Origin of the sequence: Polynucleobacter sp. 71A-WALBACH, assembly GCF_018882365.1 — a bacterium.
In the GTDB taxonomy this organism is placed as follows: Bacteria; Pseudomonadota; Gammaproteobacteria; order Burkholderiales; family Burkholderiaceae; genus Polynucleobacter.
This window is the reverse complement of the sequence record NZ_JACVOP010000001.1, coordinates 828,574-845,414: the sequence shown is the minus strand read 5'-3', so window position 1 is coordinate 845,414 and position 16,841 is coordinate 828,574. Positions and strand designations below refer to the sequence as shown.

At 47.5% G+C, this 16,841-nt stretch carries 18 protein-coding genes; 2 read left to right on the top strand and 16 right to left on the bottom strand.

The features are described 5' to 3' along the window. Positions 1 to 103: 103 nt before the first annotated feature. Together ICN42_RS04375 and ICN42_RS04370 are read left to right on the top strand one after the other, a co-directional pair. Positions 104 to 1,132 (top strand): calcium:proton antiporter, encoded by a 1,029-nt coding sequence (locus tag ICN42_RS04375; protein ID WP_216251417.1) that lies wholly within the window; start codon positions 104 to 106, stop codon positions 1,130 to 1,132. A 9-nt stretch (positions 1,133 to 1,141) separates the two neighbouring features. Further along, complete coding sequence (locus tag ICN42_RS04370) at positions 1,142 to 1,882, top strand: M23 family metallopeptidase (RefSeq protein WP_216251414.1); 741 nt, start codon at positions 1,142 to 1,144, stop codon at positions 1,880 to 1,882. 7 nt (positions 1,883 to 1,889) lie between these two features. Here the strand turns inward: ICN42_RS04370 and ICN42_RS04365 are convergent, their stop codons facing one another. The 16 genes from ICN42_RS04365 to gspG all read right to left on the bottom strand — a co-directional run bounded on the left by ICN42_RS04365 (position 1,890) and on the right by gspG (position 16,780). Continuing rightward, positions 1,890 to 2,126: a hypothetical protein gene (locus tag ICN42_RS04365; RefSeq protein ID WP_216251411.1), complete on the bottom strand. Its 237-nt coding sequence runs from the start codon at positions 2,124 to 2,126 to the stop codon at positions 1,890 to 1,892. A gap of 25 nt (positions 2,127 to 2,151) precedes the next feature. Continuing rightward, on the bottom strand, positions 2,152 to 2,964 hold the full coding sequence (locus tag ICN42_RS04360; RefSeq protein WP_216251408.1) for a DUF3108 domain-containing protein: 813 nt from the start codon (positions 2,962 to 2,964) through the stop codon (positions 2,152 to 2,154). A gap of 68 nt (positions 2,965 to 3,032) precedes the next feature. Beyond that, positions 3,033 to 3,938, bottom strand: a complete 906-nt coding sequence (locus ICN42_RS04355) for a peptidoglycan DD-metalloendopeptidase family protein (protein ID WP_255539235.1) — start codon at positions 3,936 to 3,938, stop codon at positions 3,033 to 3,035. 4 nt (positions 3,939 to 3,942) lie between these two features. Continuing rightward, entirely contained in the window at positions 3,943 to 5,163 is a 1,221-nt protein-coding gene (gene gspF / locus ICN42_RS04350; protein WP_216251404.1) for a type II secretion system inner membrane protein GspF, read from the bottom strand. A 7-nt stretch (positions 5,164 to 5,170) separates the two neighbouring features. Then, positions 5,171 to 6,586 carry a GspE/PulE family protein gene (locus tag ICN42_RS04345; protein WP_216251402.1) on the bottom strand — a complete coding sequence of 472 codons (1,416 nt, stop codon included), beginning with the start codon at positions 6,584 to 6,586 and terminating at the stop codon, positions 5,171 to 5,173. Continuing rightward, positions 6,586 to 8,859 (bottom strand): type II secretion system secretin GspD, encoded by a 2,274-nt coding sequence (gene gspD / locus ICN42_RS04340; RefSeq protein ID WP_216251398.1) that lies wholly within the window; start codon positions 8,857 to 8,859, stop codon positions 6,586 to 6,588. The genes ICN42_RS04345 and gspD overlap by 1 nt, the downstream gene beginning before the upstream one ends. 18 nt (positions 8,860 to 8,877) lie before the next feature. Then, positions 8,878 to 9,687: a type II secretion system protein N gene (gspN, locus tag ICN42_RS04335; RefSeq protein ID WP_216251395.1), complete on the bottom strand. Its 810-nt coding sequence runs from the start codon at positions 9,685 to 9,687 to the stop codon at positions 8,878 to 8,880. Further along, on the bottom strand, positions 9,684 to 10,472 hold the full coding sequence (locus tag ICN42_RS04330; RefSeq protein ID WP_216251393.1) for a type II secretion system protein M: 789 nt from the start codon (positions 10,470 to 10,472) through the stop codon (positions 9,684 to 9,686). Before ICN42_RS04330 ends, gspN begins: the two co-directional genes overlap by 4 nt. Then, the gene (locus ICN42_RS04325) at positions 10,469 to 11,899 is read right to left on the bottom strand and encodes a type II secretion system protein GspL (protein WP_216251391.1); all 1,431 of its coding nucleotides are present in this window, start codon (positions 11,897 to 11,899) and stop codon (positions 10,469 to 10,471) included. The genes ICN42_RS04330 and ICN42_RS04325 overlap by 4 nt, the downstream gene beginning before the upstream one ends. After that, complete coding sequence (gene gspK / locus ICN42_RS04320) at positions 11,896 to 12,843, bottom strand: type II secretion system minor pseudopilin GspK (protein ID WP_216251387.1); 948 nt, start codon at positions 12,841 to 12,843, stop codon at positions 11,896 to 11,898. The genes ICN42_RS04325 and gspK overlap by 4 nt, the downstream gene beginning before the upstream one ends. Then, a complete protein-coding gene (locus tag ICN42_RS04315) occupies positions 12,840 to 13,613 on the bottom strand; it encodes a type II secretion system protein J (protein ID WP_216251384.1) in 774 nt (257 codons plus the stop codon). Before ICN42_RS04315 ends, gspK begins: the two co-directional genes overlap by 4 nt. A 10-nt stretch (positions 13,614 to 13,623) precedes the next feature. Beyond that, the gene (locus ICN42_RS04310) at positions 13,624 to 14,514 is read right to left on the bottom strand and encodes a nucleotidyl transferase AbiEii/AbiGii toxin family protein (RefSeq protein WP_216251381.1); all 891 of its coding nucleotides are present in this window, start codon (positions 14,512 to 14,514) and stop codon (positions 13,624 to 13,626) included. Next, on the bottom strand, positions 14,511 to 15,113 hold the full coding sequence (locus tag ICN42_RS04305) for an AbiEi antitoxin N-terminal domain-containing protein (protein WP_216251378.1): 603 nt from the start codon (positions 15,111 to 15,113) through the stop codon (positions 14,511 to 14,513). Before ICN42_RS04305 ends, ICN42_RS04310 begins: the two co-directional genes overlap by 4 nt. A 73-nt stretch (positions 15,114 to 15,186) precedes the next feature. Further along, on the bottom strand, positions 15,187 to 15,606 hold the full coding sequence (gene gspI / locus ICN42_RS04300) for a type II secretion system minor pseudopilin GspI (protein WP_216251374.1): 420 nt from the start codon (positions 15,604 to 15,606) through the stop codon (positions 15,187 to 15,189). Continuing rightward, complete coding sequence (locus ICN42_RS04295) at positions 15,603 to 16,214, bottom strand: prepilin-type N-terminal cleavage/methylation domain-containing protein (protein WP_216251371.1); 612 nt, start codon at positions 16,212 to 16,214, stop codon at positions 15,603 to 15,605. The genes gspI and ICN42_RS04295 overlap by 4 nt, the downstream gene beginning before the upstream one ends. Continuing rightward, entirely contained in the window at positions 16,205 to 16,780 is a 576-nt protein-coding gene (gene gspG, locus ICN42_RS04290; protein ID WP_216251359.1) for a type II secretion system major pseudopilin GspG, read from the bottom strand. Before gspG ends, ICN42_RS04295 begins: the two co-directional genes overlap by 10 nt. Between the last annotated feature and the right edge of the window lie 61 nt (positions 16,781 to 16,841).

The following is a 16,841-nucleotide window of genomic DNA, read 5'->3' as shown; positions in this document are numbered from 1 at the left end:
ATACGCTCAATAAATCACCTTAAAATGGGTTGATTCATCTAAGTTGTATAGAATTTCTCTATATTAACGAGCAATTGCGATTTTCACCGTAAAGGTCATATTCATGCATTCCTTGGCGCCCCTCCTTAGTCAAACTTGGTTTATCGCTTTAATGGGCGTCACACTCATAGGCGCAGTCTTATCTGCCGTTCACCATGCTGAAGTGATCGCACATAAAACGGGTGAGCCCTATGGAACTTTAGTGCTGGCGATCAGCGTGACCATTATTGAAGTATCACTGATCATTGCTATGATGTTCGCCGGCCATGAAGGCTCTGAATTTATAGCGCGTGATGCCGTTTTTGCTACTGTCATGATTGTGATTAACGGTGTTATTGGTTTGTGTATTTTTATGGGGGGCTTTAAGCACCATGAAATGGCCTTCCGCAATGAAGGTACTAACTCCGCCCTAGCAGTGCTAACTGCTTTAGCTACTTTCATTCTCGTCATGCCAATGGTCACCATCAGCACTCCCGGCCCCGACTTCACAAAGAGTCAGCTGGCTTTTGCCGGAATTGCTTCTTTTGCCTTGTATGGTGCTTTTATCTTTTTTCAAACAGTCAGTCACCGCGACTACTATTTACCAAAAGCAGAAGATCAGAAAACCGATATCGAAGTACATGCGGATCGCCCTAGTAATCTCAAGACCGTTGTCAGCGTTTTTTTACTCCTACTCTCGCTTGCAGTTGTGGTCGGCTTAGCCGAAGCACTCAACCCCGCTATTGAGGCTGGCGTCAAAGCGGCGGGCGCACCCAAGACAGTTGTGGGTATCGCGATTGCAATGCTCGTTCTATTGCCTGAAGGTTATGCGGCAGTGAGGGCTGCTAAAGCCAATCGACTACAAAGCAGTTTGAACTTGGCCTTGGGGTCAGCATTAGCCAGTATTGGCCTAACCATCCCTACCGTAGCTGCGTTTGCGATCTTCTTTAATCTACCGATTAGTCTTGGTATCAGCTCGCTCAATATGACGCTCATGTATCTTTCCTTCTTTATTGGCGGGCTCACATTAGCGATTGGCAGAACTACCCAGCTACAAGGTGTGGTGCATTTGATTATCTTCTTTGAGTTCCTGTTTTTAAGCTTAGTACCGTAATGAGTAAGCATGTCTAGGTATTTAGCGCTACCCAAAGAAATCCCATTCTGCATCTTGGTGACTCTCTGCCTGATGAGTCAGAAGTTGATGGCAGAGCCCCAGAATCCTGCGCACCCCTCCATTGCTATGGCGATGTTAGAGACTCTACCTTCTAAGCCTGCGATCTTAGGTTCAGTTCGAGAAATCAAAAGTACGAGTATTTCCAGTGATTACGGAAATCGCATCGGCCCCTTTACCGGCCTTCATGAAAATCATGATGGTCTGGATATCCCCGCTCAATTAGGGAGTCCAATTCTTGCTGCTGGTAAGGGTACGATCCTTTTTTCCGCATACGCTCCTGGCTATGGCAATCTGGTCGAAATTGATCATGGCGAGGGTGTCGTCACACGCTATGGGCATGCAGCCCAATTACTGGTGAAGGCGGGTGATGTCGTTCAGCAATCACAGCAAATTGCTACTGTCGGCAGCACTGGTAAATCTACCGGCCCGCATTTACATTTTGAGGTGAGTAAAAGCGGGATTTCTATAGACCCAAAATTACTTTTCTTAATTGAAGGTAAACAATCCGGCTCTGATCTGCAGCGCTATACCTTCATTTTCAAAGAGATTCGCCTGAAAGCACCCAATCAGATCAAAACATCAGCGTCCGTGAATCACAAACCTGAAGTGGTCTACACCTCAACAGCCAGCAGAAAATCGGGTGCGCCACTAGTGATCGTGAGAGTGCCCGCAGGAAAAATCCAACAATAATGACTTGTTAGCGCGGACAAGCTTTAGAGAAAAAAATCAATAATTTCTGCAGCACTGGCTCCCAAGATAAAGGATCTGGCGGGGCATTTTTTTGAATGGGATTGGGTGCCGAAAAAGCATTAGATACGGCGGCCACTACGGCATTATTTTGTGGTGGCTGACAAAGCTGGCTGATCAAGATACTCAAGAATACAAATAAGATCAGCACCAAGCCAATCATGAATTTAAGCGTCCTAGCCTGCATGATTTTTTCGCCTCAAGCTATCTCTTTACAGTTTCGGAACTTTTTTCAGGTCAACCTGAATAGTTGCACCATATTGATCACTCAAACCAATGACAGAGCGTAATGGCACATGCTCTTTTTCCGAAAACCAAACCTCGAAGGTAGCCGAATCATCCTTTGAGGTAGTTTTGTAATAACGAATTGCTTTTACTTTAGCGCCATCAAAAGGAAATTCCCAAGCTTCGCCACGTACCAAAGTGTAATTTTTGATCGAGCGGCCATCTGTTACTGGTAACACGATTGATTTAGCGGGCAGATCACGGCCAATAAATTGATAACCTACCGTGACCATATCTAATAAGCGACCAGCGTAAGGCGCAGTTCCTGTTGGAGCGCTACGGGATGAAACTTTATAGAAATTCACCACATTCTTTGGGGTATCTACCTTGGCGATGAGTAATTCAGTATTACCCCGCTTCTCTTGATAGGTATTGGTCAGCATGCCATTAGCCCCCATGCCGCCAACTGAATCCCGAATCAACTTTTGATCCTGTAGCACGGTTGAGAGCACTGCCAAAAGTGTTCCTGTGGAGTTGATATGGTATTGGTCTTTCTTGATATCAACCTTATCGACGACCGTAGCAACTTGCATCGAGCCTTTGACCAAATTAAACACTTGTTCATAAGGGCTAGGCGCCTCGCCCGATTGCTTCAAATATGCCGCCCTTTTAGAAGGGTCGGCGGTGATTTTGAGATCGTACTCAAATTGAGCTGAAATAGGAGTCTGCTGACCAAAACTCAATGCTGAAAAAGTCAGCAAGCTAGCAACACTCAGAAATTTAAGAATAGATAAATGCATATGAAAATATTTCGTTTTTTAATAATGGGCAAAAGATTTACTGATAGGTGTACTGACAGATGTACTAATTAATTCTTAGCTAGAGACTGGCCATCTCTCAGCACCTCGTAATGCAAATGGGGTCCAGTTGAGCGACCAGTAGAACCTACCTTAGCAATGGCTTGCGCCTGTCTCACAAAGTCACCTGGTTTTACTAGGAGTTCTTGGGCGTGGGCGTAGCGAGTCATGACGGCATTTTTGTGCTGGACATCAACCACATAGCCATATTCTTCATCCCAAGCCGCACGGATTACAGTACCGTCAGCAGTAGCGAGGATAGGTGTGCCATAAGCCGCTGGAAAGTCCGTACCTTCATGCCAAGCGACTTTGCCAGTAAATGAATCAGCTCTGTAACCCAAACCACTAGATGCTTGCGGCATTAAAGGTAAGGGCGCTGCCGTCGGAATGGAGTTCGCCACATCCCAGGTATGGGTAAGTGATTTCTGCAGATCTTTTACACGTGCATTGAGTGCGATGGAATCTTGAACGGTTCGATCTAAACGCGCGCCGTATTGCTCATCTTGATTACCAAGATTGATAGTGACATTGGATGGCTTTAATGGGCCACCCTGCGCATTACCAAAGTCCGCATTGCTAAGATTGACTGCGCTGACTTGACCGTTGGAGCGCATTAATTGAGTACGCAAGGCATCCAATTGATCGAGGTTGCGCTGCGCATCTTCTAGGCGCGCCTGTAATTCCATTAACTTCGTTTCGTAATCATCTTCGGAGTTTGCGATAAAGCGCTTCTCTAAAAGCTCTTTTTTCTCCATCGCATGCAAGAGGTCTTTGGTTTCATTATTTACGGAACTAACCATCCAGTTAGCGCCACACAATAAGGCCAGCACAGTAGCCCCACCGAACACCAAGTGGCGTGCTGTTAACGTGATCTCTCTAACGCGACTATGTGGACCAGTCATGATTAGTATTTGCATCTGATTACCTCACCCCTGAATTCATTTCTAAGATTGGCTGCATTACCGCCATCACAATTCCCAATACCATCAAGCCCATGATCAAAATCAGCAAAGGCTCTAACAAGCTTGTAAATATTTTGGTTTTTTGTTCAGACTCCAGCTCGGCATTCTCAGCGCCATACTTCAGCATTTCAGCTAGCTTACCTGAAGCCTCGCCTGAGCGGATCAAGTGAATCAAGATCGGTGAAAACACGCCCTGACTACCTAAAGCCCTAGCCAAGCTATTGCCCTCACGCAAGCGTCCTTCTGTTGAATCAATCGCAGCACGCAAGACCGTGTTATTGAGGGTATCGCGCGCACTATGCAAGGCGGTCAGAATAGGGACATTCGCTGCCACCAGCATCGCCATCGTATTGGCAAAACGCGCCGTCTCAAATCCCAAGAGCAGGGGTCCTATTAAAGGCAAATTCAATAGCACGCGGTCCACCTTCAAACGAAAATCCTCTTTTGCTAAAGCGCGACGAGCATAAAAAACCGTACCAACAATCACGATCACGAGCAACCAACCCCAATTCACTAGAAACTCAGAAAGTGCCAAGATAAAACGAGTTGAAAAAGGCAAGGCCTGCTTCGTACTCTGAAACACTCTCGCAATTTGGGGTACGACATAGGTCATCAAGAACAACACAATCATGAAAGCCACACCAGTTAACATCGCTGGATACGCCAGCGCGCCTAATGCCTTGTTTTTGAGCGCTTGGCGTTTCTCTAAAAACTCAGCCAATTGAGTTAACACTTGCCCCATCTTCCCTGACTGCTCTGCCGCACCAACTACGCCTTGGTACAAAGGGTCGAATGACAAAGGTTGTGTGGCAATAGCCTTTGATAAAGGTAAGCCCGCACGCAGCTCGGCTACTACTGCCTGTAATACTGCCTTCACGTGCGCCTGACTACTCTCTTCGGCCAGCACAGATAAGGTCTCATCTATTTGCACGCCGGATCGCACCAAAATCGCTACTTGTTTGGTAATCAGGGTGAGATCAGCGCGACTGAGGGGCTTGTTTTCTGAAAACCATTTACTCCAGAACCGTTGCTTGCCCCATTCGGTTTCCAACTCAATGCTAACTGGCACTAACTGCTTGGCCATCAGAGCCTGGCGAACGGCACGCACAGTCTCGCCATCAACGCTTCCGCGCTCACTCTTACCAGCGTAAGTTAGGGCTTCAAATCGGTAGCGCGGCATATATCGATTAATCTATTTCTACTGAACCAGTCACTCGCAGAATTTCTTCTGGGGTGGATTTACCATCGGCAACCCATCGTTTGCCATCATCAGCCAAAGTGCGCATTCCACCCACTAGGGCCTGCTTACGGATCTCGCTTTCGGATGCCTGCTGATGAATGAGTTCACGAATCTTTTCATTGGTCGACATCAGCTCATAAATGCCTGCGCGACCACTGTATCCAGAGTCGCCACAAACAGCGCATCCCTTGCCGCCACATGCTGTACAAGACAGACGAATCAGGCGCTGACCCAATACACCCAATAAGGTGGAAGAGAGCAAGAAAGGTTCAATCCCCATATCAATCAACCGCGTGACGGCGGATGGGGCATCGTTTGTATGCAAGGTGGCTAAAACCAAATGCCCAGTCAATGAGGCTTGCACAGCAATCTGTGCTGTTTCTAAATCGCGGATCTCACCAATCATCACAATATCGGGATCTTGACGCAAGATCGCGCGCAATGCCCGCGCAAAGTTCATATCAATGCGGGAGTTCACCTGGGTTTGGCCAATGCCATCGAGGTTGTACTCGATAGGGTCTTCTACCGTCATGATGTTGTTGATCTTATTACGCAAGCGTAATAAAGCGCCATACAAGGTCGTGGTTTTACCGCTACCTGTAGGGCCAGTTACTAAAACAATGCCGTGCGGGCGATGAATCAACTGATCAAACTGCGTAAAGGTGTCCTCGGCCATACCTAAGGCTCGCAAATCTAGGCGATCGTAGTTCTTTTCCAGTAAACGCAATACCACGCGCTCACCATGTGATGTTGGCAAAGTAGAAACGCGAACGTCGATCGCGCGCCCACCTACTCGCAATGAAATACGGCCATCTTGAGGCATACGCTTTTCAGCGATATCCAACGATGCCATGATCTTGATACGAGAAACCAGAGCGGCATGCAGGTCACGACGCATATCCACGATGTCGCGCAAATTGCCATCTACCCGAAAGCGCACCAGCGATTTACGCTCGAATGCTTCCAAATGAATATCCGACGCCCCATCGCGGCTAGCCTGCTTCAATAGACTGTTAATCATGCGGATGACCGGAGCATCGTCATTCATCTCCAGCAAATCTTCAGAGACGGGCATCTCCTGCAGGAGGCGTGAGAGATCGACCGCTTCCTCTACTTCATCTACTACTTGGGAGGCATTTAAGTCACCTTCAGAGTACGCCGCATTGAGCGCTTCCAATACCTGCTCACTTGCTTGCTCAAGCCGATGAATGGGTCCCACTAAACGACAGATCTCTTGCAGCACTGATAAGTCAGTCTTCGCACTATGAATTAAGGTTGGCACTCCCTCTGGATCCTCACTCTTTTTCAAGAGGATCTCATTCGCCTTTGCGTAGCCAAAGGGGATACGAGGGAGTCGCGACATTATTGAATCGTAATCGGCAACGGCGCGGATGAAGCTGGCGCAGTCGAAGGTCGCACTGGTATTGGCTTGGTTAAGCCGGATGAAGGCAGATTACTCGGTACCGGTGCTACAGGCTTACCTGGCGGAATGAGTGGAGGCTCTAGATCTGACATCTTTGTCAAATCCTCTTTTGGCAAGAGCATTGGCGCCTGCTTAAATTGATTTTCAGTTTGCTGCACTAAGTTCAAGCGATTGGTAGTGATATCCGCAGTCTGATCTTTATCGCGCAAGATGTAAGGGCGAATAAATACCAACAAATTGGTTTTAGTACGGGTCTTCGAATCAGAACGAAAGAGCGCCCCAATCCATGGAATATCTTTTAAGAATGGAATGCCGCTAGAGCCATCGTTGTATTTATCTTCAATCAAACCGCCCAACACAATAATCTGACCATCATCCACTAATACATTGGATTCGATATTGCGTTTGTTCAAAATAATGCCGGAGGCAAAACTCTGGTTATAGATGGAGGAGACCTCTTGATAAATCTGCATCTTCACCACGCCGTTATCCGACACTTGTGGGCGCACACGCAAAGTTAAACCCACGTCTTGGCGGGTATAAGTCTGAAATGGTGTCACTGTACTAGTGGAGCCTGTTTGAGCGTAAGAACCCGTAATGATTGGTACGTTCTGGCCCACGACGATACGGGCCTCTTCGTTATCCAATGTGATCAGGTTTGGCGTCGACAAAATATTCGTACCTTGCGTAGTTGCCAAGGCCGTTAACAAAGCGGACATTCCATAAGTGCCATTAAATTTGGTCAACATCCCCAAATTCAAACCCGGTGCCGGTGGAATTGGCACACCAGATGGATTACCCGGATTGAGAATATTATTCACGTTTGAGCCAAGCCCAACAATGTTCGATCCGATCTGGCCTGCAGCGTTAGTGAAGTTCGTACCACCAAAGCCGACGTTTTGATTGCCTGATCCGACGAGACCTTGCCACTGAATACCTAGCTCTTCCGCATTGGTAGAGCTCACCTCAGCGATGAGCGATTCAATATAGACCTGAGTACGGCGGCGATCCAACTGCTCAATCACATGACGCAAGTTGCGATACAAAGGCTCGCTTGCAGTAATGATGATGGAGTTTGTAGCGGGCTCCGCCTGAATAATGCCGCCCGTGGTGGGATTACTTGAACTGGTTAATGCGGAAGTGGCTGCACTAGATCCAGTAGCACCTGGCGCGCTGGTTTGTTGATTGGCTTGAGGCTGATTTAAATTGGCCGCAGGATTAACCGATCCCGGCTGCCCAGGTGTGCCACCGACTTGCGCAGAAAGGGTTGCATCGGCCGCCACAATCGCACGTAAGGTGACTGCTAACTTCGTAGCTTCCGCATTCTTGAGTGGGACTACCCAAATATTGCCGTTGTTGGCAGTAGGCACATCCAAGCGCGCAACCAACATCCGAATTTGACGAATACGCTCTGCACTTGCACCACGTACCAAGATAGAGTTACTTCTGGGCTCCGCCAGAATCATGGTTTTCAGGGAAGGATCGGCACCGCCAGTAGTGGCTGTGTCTAAGACCTTGCTCAAAATAGTTGCCATGTCAGTAGCAATGGCAAATTGCAATTTAATACTCTGCACATCACTCGAGGTAGGTGCATCAATGGATTCAATTAACTTCGAGATCCGCTGAATGTTGCTGGCGTAATCGGTAATCACAATCGTGTTGTTGCCAGGGTAGGCATTAATCGTATTGTTGGGTGACACTAAAGGGCGCAAGACTGGCAAGAGATTATTGGCAGATTCAAAGTTCAGCTTGAAAACGCGCGTAATAATTTGATCGCCGTCCTGTTTGCCTTTACCCGTAGTGACTGAATTACTAATAAGCTTGGCATCCGCTTCCGCAACCACACGGTAAACCCCATTCACATCCACCAGCGCAAATCCAGAAGTACGCAAGGCTGTAGAAAATGCATCCAATGCTTTTGACTTGGTAAGTGGTCTATTACTGATGAGGTTAATTGTGCCTTTGACTTTAGGGTCAACTAAGATGGTTTGACCAGTTGCCTTTGCTAATACATTGGCTACGGATTCAATATCGGCGTTTGAAAATGACAAAGTCACACTACCTTCATCGGGTACTGCGATATTGGATTGCGGCGGCGCTGACTGAGCGTATGCCAAAGGCATGAGCATGCTTTCACCGGCGACGCACACGATGACCAGCTGCGCTAACCGCTTGCGCAAATTCTGTTGAAGATTACTTAATACTATTTGCATACTCATTTTCTTAAGAACTTAAAACTTGAGGCGATACACATCGCCTTCTTTTTTGCCCAACAAAGACAATAAACCAATCAATGATTCTTGCGCTTCTGGAGAAGCGGAAGCTTCCCCTGAAAAATACATACCCGCTTTACTGGCAACGCCGCCCTGCCCTTTTAATAAGAGCGGGCCACTTGTAGTGGATAGGACCCAATTTAGACCCTCTGGGGCGATATTGCCAGCAATCTCGTAGCTACCCAAAGGCTTCACAGGGCTGATGGGGCTGGTCAAGTTACTTATGATAATTCGAATTACTCCCGAAGAACCGGCTCCAGCACCCTCGGAACCCCCTACAGTATCAATGCTCAGGTCAGTCCAGCGCGCGCCCAATCCACCCCGCGGACGCAAAGTGCTCCATGGATTGCCCAAACCCTCTAAAACATTGGCTGGAAGCTTAATCTCATTAGCGGCAATCAGTGTCTTACCCAAACGCCACTGAATCGACTGAGGCTGATCTAAGGCGGCAAACTGAATTTCTGACTGACAGCTTAAAGAGAAGGGTTTGCAGGAAGTCTCCCAATGAAAACGCTCAGTCACGGACATGGCCTCTCGGCATCCACCCTCAGTAGCGTTGGGCTCGGAAAAGGCTAAAGCGGCACTTCCCTGCCAAATAGTGCCAATCGGCTGCTCAAGCATCACTCGGCAAGCCGTCTGCGACGCCAATGCGCCACCAACCCAGGCGACTGGCATTTGTCTAACTATGACCCAGCCACAGGCCAACACCAAGACTACCCATAACCATTTAGGTAAATGTTGGCGAGTCAAATCTAGGCGTAGTTTCATTGCCCTGCTCCAGAGATGACATTAGCGGTGTTCTGATAGTTGGCATTTGCAGCAGTCGAACTGAGCGTATTGCCGCCAAACTGCAATAGAGTTGCGCTGATATTGACAACACCAGGCCCATTGGCTGCCACAACATTTAACTGGCTTGGATACAGACGCCAGGTTGTGCGTAATTCATCTAAGGCATCTAACAATACGGAGAACATCACTTCACTCGATTGCAGCTCTACGCGCGGTGGATTATCTGTCGTTAATCTTAGGACGGCTGGCTTGATGCCACGGGAAGTTAAGATGCCCTTGAGTTTTTGCAACTCCATCTCATCCAAAGGGGCTACGGTGCTAATCATGGCCGGCACGGTAGAGGTATTGGACTTCGATAACTTAATCAGGCTTTGCAGTTGAGACCACTGCGCAGGCCGCATTGATAGTTGCGCTTCGATATTGCGTACATAGGGTAACAAGGCGTAGCGATGCAATAGCAACACCGCCAAGATTGCTAGAAGTGTCAACAGCAACTTGCGTTGGCGTACAACCCAGGTCTGAGACAGACTCAATACCCGCTTGAAATCCCATGGTGCATCGGACTCAATACCATCTTCAGTACGCGCCTTAGATGAAGCTTTAGAAATCTCTACCAACCTAGCCTGAAGACGCTTCGCTTGAGGTCCTAGATTTCGCAAGGCGCCCTTCAAATCATTCAAGGAATAGTCTTTACCGAGAAGTTCTTTCAGTCGCTTGATCATCGCGAGTAATTTTTCTTGGAAAGCGTTCGGGAACTGGCTCATTGAGAACCCCCCAATCCAGAATACGGCTCCAAGCGATAACGATTAGCGCCCAGGGGACTCACCATTAAGCCCAGCGTTCTGGCCTGTTGCATGACTTGCTCAGGAGTTTTCTGGAGGGCGCCTGGCTTGAATTGAAAATCAATACCGTAGCCGTCGTAATCAATTGATTGCAATACTTCCGCTCCAAACCCTGCTTTTAATTGCTGCAACTTGGCCGACATTGAAGAGAAGTCTGCGTCGGTCACCACGCCTTGACGACGTTGATCTTGAGTCACTTGTTTAATAAAGGCGGTAAGCACTGCCTGATAGGTAGCACCTGACCCACTCTGATTGAGAGCGGACACAGATGCTGAATTCAGCGACTGGGCAGCCAGTAGTTCAATGCGCTTACCCCAACGCCAGTTATCCACTGCAAGCCAACTCAAGTGCAATACAAATCCAATAATCACGGTAGCCAGCGCAAAGCCTAACCATTGACGAGAACGTTGCCAGACTGCGGGATCAGACCAAGACATTCCACTGGAATCTACTCCAGCTTGGCCAGCCTGTTGACGACCAAATATTCCTGATAGTCCAGCCGTTTTTGACAATTGAGAAAGACTCGATAAAGAAGAGCCAAAAGCAGATTTACCCAGTTGTTTTCTGAAGGTGCGCGGCAATAGATTTAATGCGAAATTTGCAGACTTACTACTCACGTTTTCGCGAATGAATGCCTGCGCACTAGGTGCCAGCCAATCCCAAGAAATCTCGACCGCCTGGTCTTTACCAAGGCTACTAGGCAAAGCAATGCCTTGCTCGAGGTTTTCGCGTTCAACCCAGGCAACACCGAGCTGTTCACCAGTTCGTCTCGTCAAAATCAGACTGCCTTCTTCCCGGATAAAACTCGTCGTTGGTGCAATCGATTGCTTAGCTAAATCTATTTCAGTACCCGTGAGTTGCAACACCAAACAATCCGGAATTAAACGTACACGAGGGCAGAGTAAGTTCTCGCACTGCTTAGTCAGCCATGCCAACCAAGCACGATCAATTAAAGCTAAAGTTCTTTGTAAAGCTGGCTTGCCAGGTACCGGTGGAAAAGCTTGCACTGAAAGTGCTTCAACACCGCCGAGTAAATATTCTTCTACTAGATTCGGAAGTATTTGTTGTAATTTTTTTGCATTTGCCAGTGGTACTTTGGCTTCTATTAAGCGCACATCCAGGGTGGGCATTAATACTAAAGCTTGATCGGCATACGGCATCGACTCGGTGGTGCCCACACCTGTTTGATAGGCGGCATTAACTCCTGCAGCGCTACCTTCTATAAGAGTACCTTCTAATAGGCACCATTCAAAACGCTCAGCACACGCCAAATCCTGCCAGTCGCTCGCAGAGCTAGCAGTAGAGCCATTTAAAGGCTTTAGAGGGGCGCGTACTATTAATAAACTCATTCGATTGCCGATTTTCCAGTGCGACTCCAAATCACTTGCGTGAAATTGCCTCCGGGCAATGGGGTCTGAGAGCGCTGAATTAAAGCGGAACTAACAAATATACCTCTTCCCAGGCGGATTTCAGAGCGGGCAAGCCAAAATTGTGAACGCACATCCACCAAGGAAGCATCGATCGTGACGCCTTGGCTAGCCCCCATCTTATTGAGCAATGTTGTGATGTCTTCTATGCCCTTCATTGGGCTAGTAGAACGCTGTTGCACAAAACTGCTTGCAGCCGAGCGTGTTAATCCCGAAATCGCTGCCATCAACACTTCTGGAGGCGCCGTATTGGCGTTAACTGTCGTTAAAATTGGTAAAATAGACACAAAAGGTCTTATTTGTTCCAAAATCATGGGATTGTAAGAAGGTAAGCGCAAGAGGCCTTCTAAGTCATATAGGGGCATATCGGATTCCAATACCCCTTGAGCTGTGAGCTGAGCCAAACCACGATCCAGCCCAATCGCCTCCAATAGGCGGCCATACTCTTGAACCCCGGCCGCATTGATCGACCTAAAGTCTTTATCCCATAAATTGGTGAGATTAAATAGACTTTGTGCATCAGTTAATTGGCCGCGCAGGGTTACGGCAGCAATCTCATCAGGAACATCTGCATTCTTTAAAAAGTCAGCAACCTTACCGTCAGCTAAAGGTAATGCCCAGGTCTCACCCAAATGGTCATACTGAGAAGTGCGTTGATCCTCCACCAAAACCAGGCGCGCAAAATCCACCGCGGCACGTTGCAACCACTGCGCCTGTACTAAATCACGGGCATTCTCGAGAGAACGAATCTGAATTTGTTGACGCCACATCAAACCAGCTAACAGCACAGCGGCCACACCCACCACAATCAATGCAGTGACTGTTGCCGAGCCACGCTCTTGATGGCCAGCTTTAAGCTTGATCACAGCGCGCCTCCCATCAAGCAAGAGCGCGTAATGGGTAGGGGAATATCTTTAATCCACCACTGCATCACGACACCTTGTTGATCAGGATAGATATTACTAATCGCTGTATTGCCTGTACCTGAGTTGCTTGCAGCCCCACTCGCAGTACTGGGAGCAGCCGTACCACTGGCACTAATACCCGTTCCACCTGAACCACTGATCACTGAAGTTTGTACCTGAAAGGACTGCTTTACTACGCTAGGAATTTCCAAACTCACTAATAGCTCGCTAGAACTGAGATCGGGATCACGACTAATGCTGGCCCATAAAGCACCTACTTCACTCTTGCGCAATAGCGGTCTACTAGTCAATCGCTGCAAGCCTGAGGGCGACATGCCATAACCCACAATCATCCAGGCATCTTGGTTATCCGCGCGGTAACGACGTACCCACCAGATATTTTTTGCACCCGCTGCCAGACTAGCGATCGCCGATGTATTACCAGCAGAGCCGGTACCAGAACTAGCACTGGAACCAGAGCCAGCAAACAATGCCCCAATCTCATCACGACGCAAAATCTCTTGGCAATCACGTTCAAATTGCCTAACCAGTTGAGAATATCCTGCATCTTGATTAGCACGGCGGTCTATGATTTCTCGTCCCCGAATCATCGCATCCATTCCGCGCCATGCCATGAGCCCCACTAAAGCCATGATCACTAAAGCAACCACTACCTCAAGCAATGCAAAGCCTTGCTCATGGTTGTCAGCATCTAGTAAGCTTGAATTCAATGAAGGATCCTTATTCAAATGGAAGCTTTTGTAGCGCCTTAGTGGCAATTGGGGGTGGAATAAAAAGGTATGTAAACCTATCCCTTAAATAATCAAGCACTTCTGGAAAGTGAATGTCATGGATTTGATTCTTATTGGAAAAGCTGAGCCATTGAGCTTGCTTTCTGAAGTCACTCCCAAACTCCTCTGAGAGGCCTAAGGGCATCCCCGCAGGCATTGCAGTTAACCGGCGTCTAGTCGTGGCCAGAACTGCCTCTTGCAATAACTCCTCATCTAGATTGCTGTGATTGAGTAAAACCCATAAATCAAAATAGTCTTTCAACCTACTATTGGCCATACCAAGAGAAATGATGGCCTCTAATTTTTCAGCAATTACAGTGTATTTAGGATAGACACGTAAACGCGGTACCGGAAATTCTTTAAGCATGACTGGGTAATCAGCAAGCTCTGGGGCTGGTGTCACCGCATCACCATAACCCACATCCACCTGCACAACACATTTCGCGCTTCCAATAAATCCATTTAGAGTGATACGTAACCCCGCGTAATGAGATTCTTTCCGAATTTCCTCAACGCGAATTGAAGAGGCATCAAACCGAACTCCATCCTCGCATTCTAGCAAGCACAAATCATTAAAGACCTGCCCCAAATGAGCGGCATCTTCCAAACCAAACCCCAGAAGATCGATATCTCTTGTTGCCCGAAATGGCACATCAAACCATAAGTCAAAAAGTAGCGCACCTTTTAGTAAAAAATTTTCGGTATGCGTCGATATACTTAAACGATATAAAAATCTCTCTAAGGCATATCTAGTCAGCACTAAAGAGAAATCTTTGCCTTCGGCAATCGCCTTAGTTTTTAATCTCGCCTTTACTGAATCAGCAATATTTTTTTCACTCATATCAGACTCTCCAAATACGGTCGCATGACATTTGAAACTCTACAGATACGAGCAAAATTCCAAAGCCCATCCATTGTGACGCGCTTAGTTCTCCACGCTTCCTGTAGGGCCTCAATCGCGACATCCAGTCCAATTTTGTTGCGAAATTTAAAGCAGTCCGCAATCGTTTTTTCAAGATTGGTGACGGGAATATGAACCACTCCATCTACAACCATATCTTGCACACCGCTCTCCAAGGCATCGCCAGAAAAACGAATAACCTTCAGTGGGGGATAGTCCATTTTTGGCGCACGAGCTTTGTTATCAATAGCAATCCACACTTGATGCGGAGTTTGAGTGCTGACGCCATGAAGTTGCAAGGCGCTCAGCAGACAAAATATCGCGCCAGGATATTTCATCGCAACTTCTGCAAGTGTTGCATGCTCACTTATTTCTCTATTTGGCAATGTGTAAAGTCCGCGACTCAGGCGCAAGATTGCACCAGACTCGACAAGGCGTGACAAAGCGGTTCGAGACAAGCCCAATTCATCCAATTCACGTGAACGCAAAATACCCCGCTGACGTGCTAGGTCCAATATGGTTGAACGGGTAGAAATCATATGGCTATTGTAACATAATGTCGGTAAATATTTATAAGTACCGACAATTTGAAACACCTAAAGCCGAAGGACCTCACATTACACCGCCTGCAGGATTAGGAATGATCGTAGTCAGCCAAGCCAAACGCGGGCCATTGGCAACGTCAGCACTACTTTGGCTGGAAAGATATACCGTTACCTCTACCCTTCTAAAGCCTGGGTTAGGAGTACTAAGTACTTTACGTTGACACACAAATACATAGGAAGCTTGAGGACAGTTAAAAGTGCTTGTGCCCTGCTCTGGCCAAGCACGACTCATACGTAAATCCATCAAGACATTGTCGGCACTCCACAGCGCCATCGTGCGTTGTGAAACTGCAAGCTGAGTATCTGCTCCATTAGCTATGGCTCGTAAGCCTGCCAAGAGCGCAATACTGAGTACCGCCAAACCAACAAGCACCTCTATCAAAGCAAAACCGCTTTGATCATTTGGATGGCGACGATTCAGCATCATTGGACGGCACTCGCAGTCCAACTAAATCGGCCATTCCTATTGCGCATTAACAGGGCCTGACGATTTTCTTGTCTGATCGGAATTTGCAATGCTTGTGTGACTTGCTCACCACCTAAGATCAGTTGCAAGGAAGCCATCTCGACAGGTTTATGCCACAGTTGCGGGCGATAGACATCGGGCATCAAACCACTGCTCCCCGCAATGACTGCACCACTTCCTGCCTTAGCTGAATTAGCAAAATTACTACTATCACTGATAGTCGGCATCGATCCATTCACCCCTGGTGAAAAGAACCTCCACCCAGTTGAATCCACTTGAGCCACGATAGGCATACCTGCCATGGCGCTTTCTTCTTGCGCCATATTAAGAGAGCTAACCAATTGATCTAAGTTATCTTGCCAATATCGATTGTCGTGATTAGGTATTGCCAGCACTGCAACACCCATCATGATTGCCATTACAGCAAGTGCAATCAACAACTCAATTAAGGTAAATCCTGCATCGCCCGCATAGCGCAGTCTTCTAGAAACCATTTTCTTGGGCAGAAACCTTCTGAAACAAGCCTGTGCAAATGCGATTGCAGATACCCTTGAAATAGTTACTGCCAATTGCCTATATCCGCATCGGTCCCAGTACCGCCTGGCTTGCCATCTGCACCGAAGCTAAAGACATCAATCTCACTCTTCGTTCCTGGGTTGCTGTATTGATATGGATTGCCCCAAGGATCTTTAGGCATTGAATCTAAATATCCACCCGCTTTCCAGTTCTGAGGAACTGGTTCAGCAGTAGGCTTTTCTACTAAAGCTTTGATGCCTTGTTCTGAAGTGGGGTAACGACCGATATCTAAACGATAGAGTTTGAGTGATTGCACAATCGTGCCAACATCATGTTTTGCGGCAGTCGCACGCGCCTCATCTGGACGACCCATAATCTTAGGAACAATCAAGGTAGCCAAAATACCAATAATAGCAATGACCACCATGATTTCAATTAGGGTGAAACCAGCATCACTTGCATTACTACGAGCTGAAGTAGAAGGCGAAGTAGAGGCTGAAGTAGAACCCGAAGTTGAAACCAAAGCACGTCGAGTTTGACGCTTCTCATAGAGCGATTGCAAACTCCAATTGCTGCGGTCAGAACAGGTTTTTTGGCCTAGCCAGCGAGAAATAAACATAGCGCTTTCAATGAGATAAACTGAATCAAATTTTAAAGGTATTTTGTTACTTTGAGCGAAT

What these genes read in the sequence shown, in the direction of transcription:
- gspD (WP_216251398.1), bottom strand. Translation starts at nt 8,859, where the DNA reads ATGCAAATAGTATTAAGTAATCTTCAACAGAATTTGCGCAAGCGGTTA.
- gspN (WP_216251395.1), bottom strand. Translation starts at nt 9,687, where the DNA reads ATGAAACTACGCCTAGATTTGACTCGCCAACATTTACCTAAATGGTTA.
- gspF (WP_216251404.1), bottom strand. Translation starts at nt 5,163, where the DNA reads ATGCCGCGCTACCGATTTGAAGCCCTAACTTACGCTGGTAAGAGTGAG.
- ICN42_RS04310 (WP_216251381.1), bottom strand. Translation starts at nt 14,514, where the DNA reads ATGAGTGAAAAAAATATTGCTGATTCAGTAAAGGCGAGATTAAAAACT.
- ICN42_RS04360 (WP_216251408.1), bottom strand. Translation starts at nt 2,964, where the DNA reads ATGCATTTATCTATTCTTAAATTTCTGAGTGTTGCTAGCTTGCTGACT.
- ICN42_RS04355 (WP_255539235.1), bottom strand. Translation starts at nt 3,938, where the DNA reads ATGCAAATACTAATCATGACTGGTCCACATAGTCGCGTTAGAGAGATC.
- ICN42_RS04330 (WP_216251393.1), bottom strand. Translation starts at nt 10,472, where the DNA reads ATGAGCCAGTTCCCGAACGCTTTCCAAGAAAAATTACTCGCGATGATC.
- gspI (WP_216251374.1), bottom strand. Translation starts at nt 15,606, where the DNA reads ATGATGCTGAATCGTCGCCATCCAAATGATCAAAGCGGTTTTGCTTTG.
- ICN42_RS04325 (WP_216251391.1), bottom strand. Translation starts at nt 11,899, where the DNA reads ATGAGTTTATTAATAGTACGCGCCCCTCTAAAGCCTTTAAATGGCTCT.
- ICN42_RS04365 (WP_216251411.1), bottom strand. Translation starts at nt 2,126, where the DNA reads ATGCAGGCTAGGACGCTTAAATTCATGATTGGCTTGGTGCTGATCTTA.
- ICN42_RS04345 (WP_216251402.1), bottom strand. Translation starts at nt 6,586, where the DNA reads ATGTCGCGACTCCCTCGTATCCCCTTTGGCTACGCAAAGGCGAATGAG.
- ICN42_RS04305 (WP_216251378.1), bottom strand. Translation starts at nt 15,113, where the DNA reads ATGATTTCTACCCGTTCAACCATATTGGACCTAGCACGTCAGCGGGGT.
- ICN42_RS04370 (WP_216251414.1), top strand. Translation starts at nt 1,142, where the DNA reads ATGTCTAGGTATTTAGCGCTACCCAAAGAAATCCCATTCTGCATCTTG.
- ICN42_RS04375 (WP_216251417.1), top strand. Translation starts at nt 104, where the DNA reads ATGCATTCCTTGGCGCCCCTCCTTAGTCAAACTTGGTTTATCGCTTTA.
- gspG (WP_216251359.1), bottom strand. Translation starts at nt 16,780, where the DNA reads ATGTTTATTTCTCGCTGGCTAGGCCAAAAAACCTGTTCTGACCGCAGC.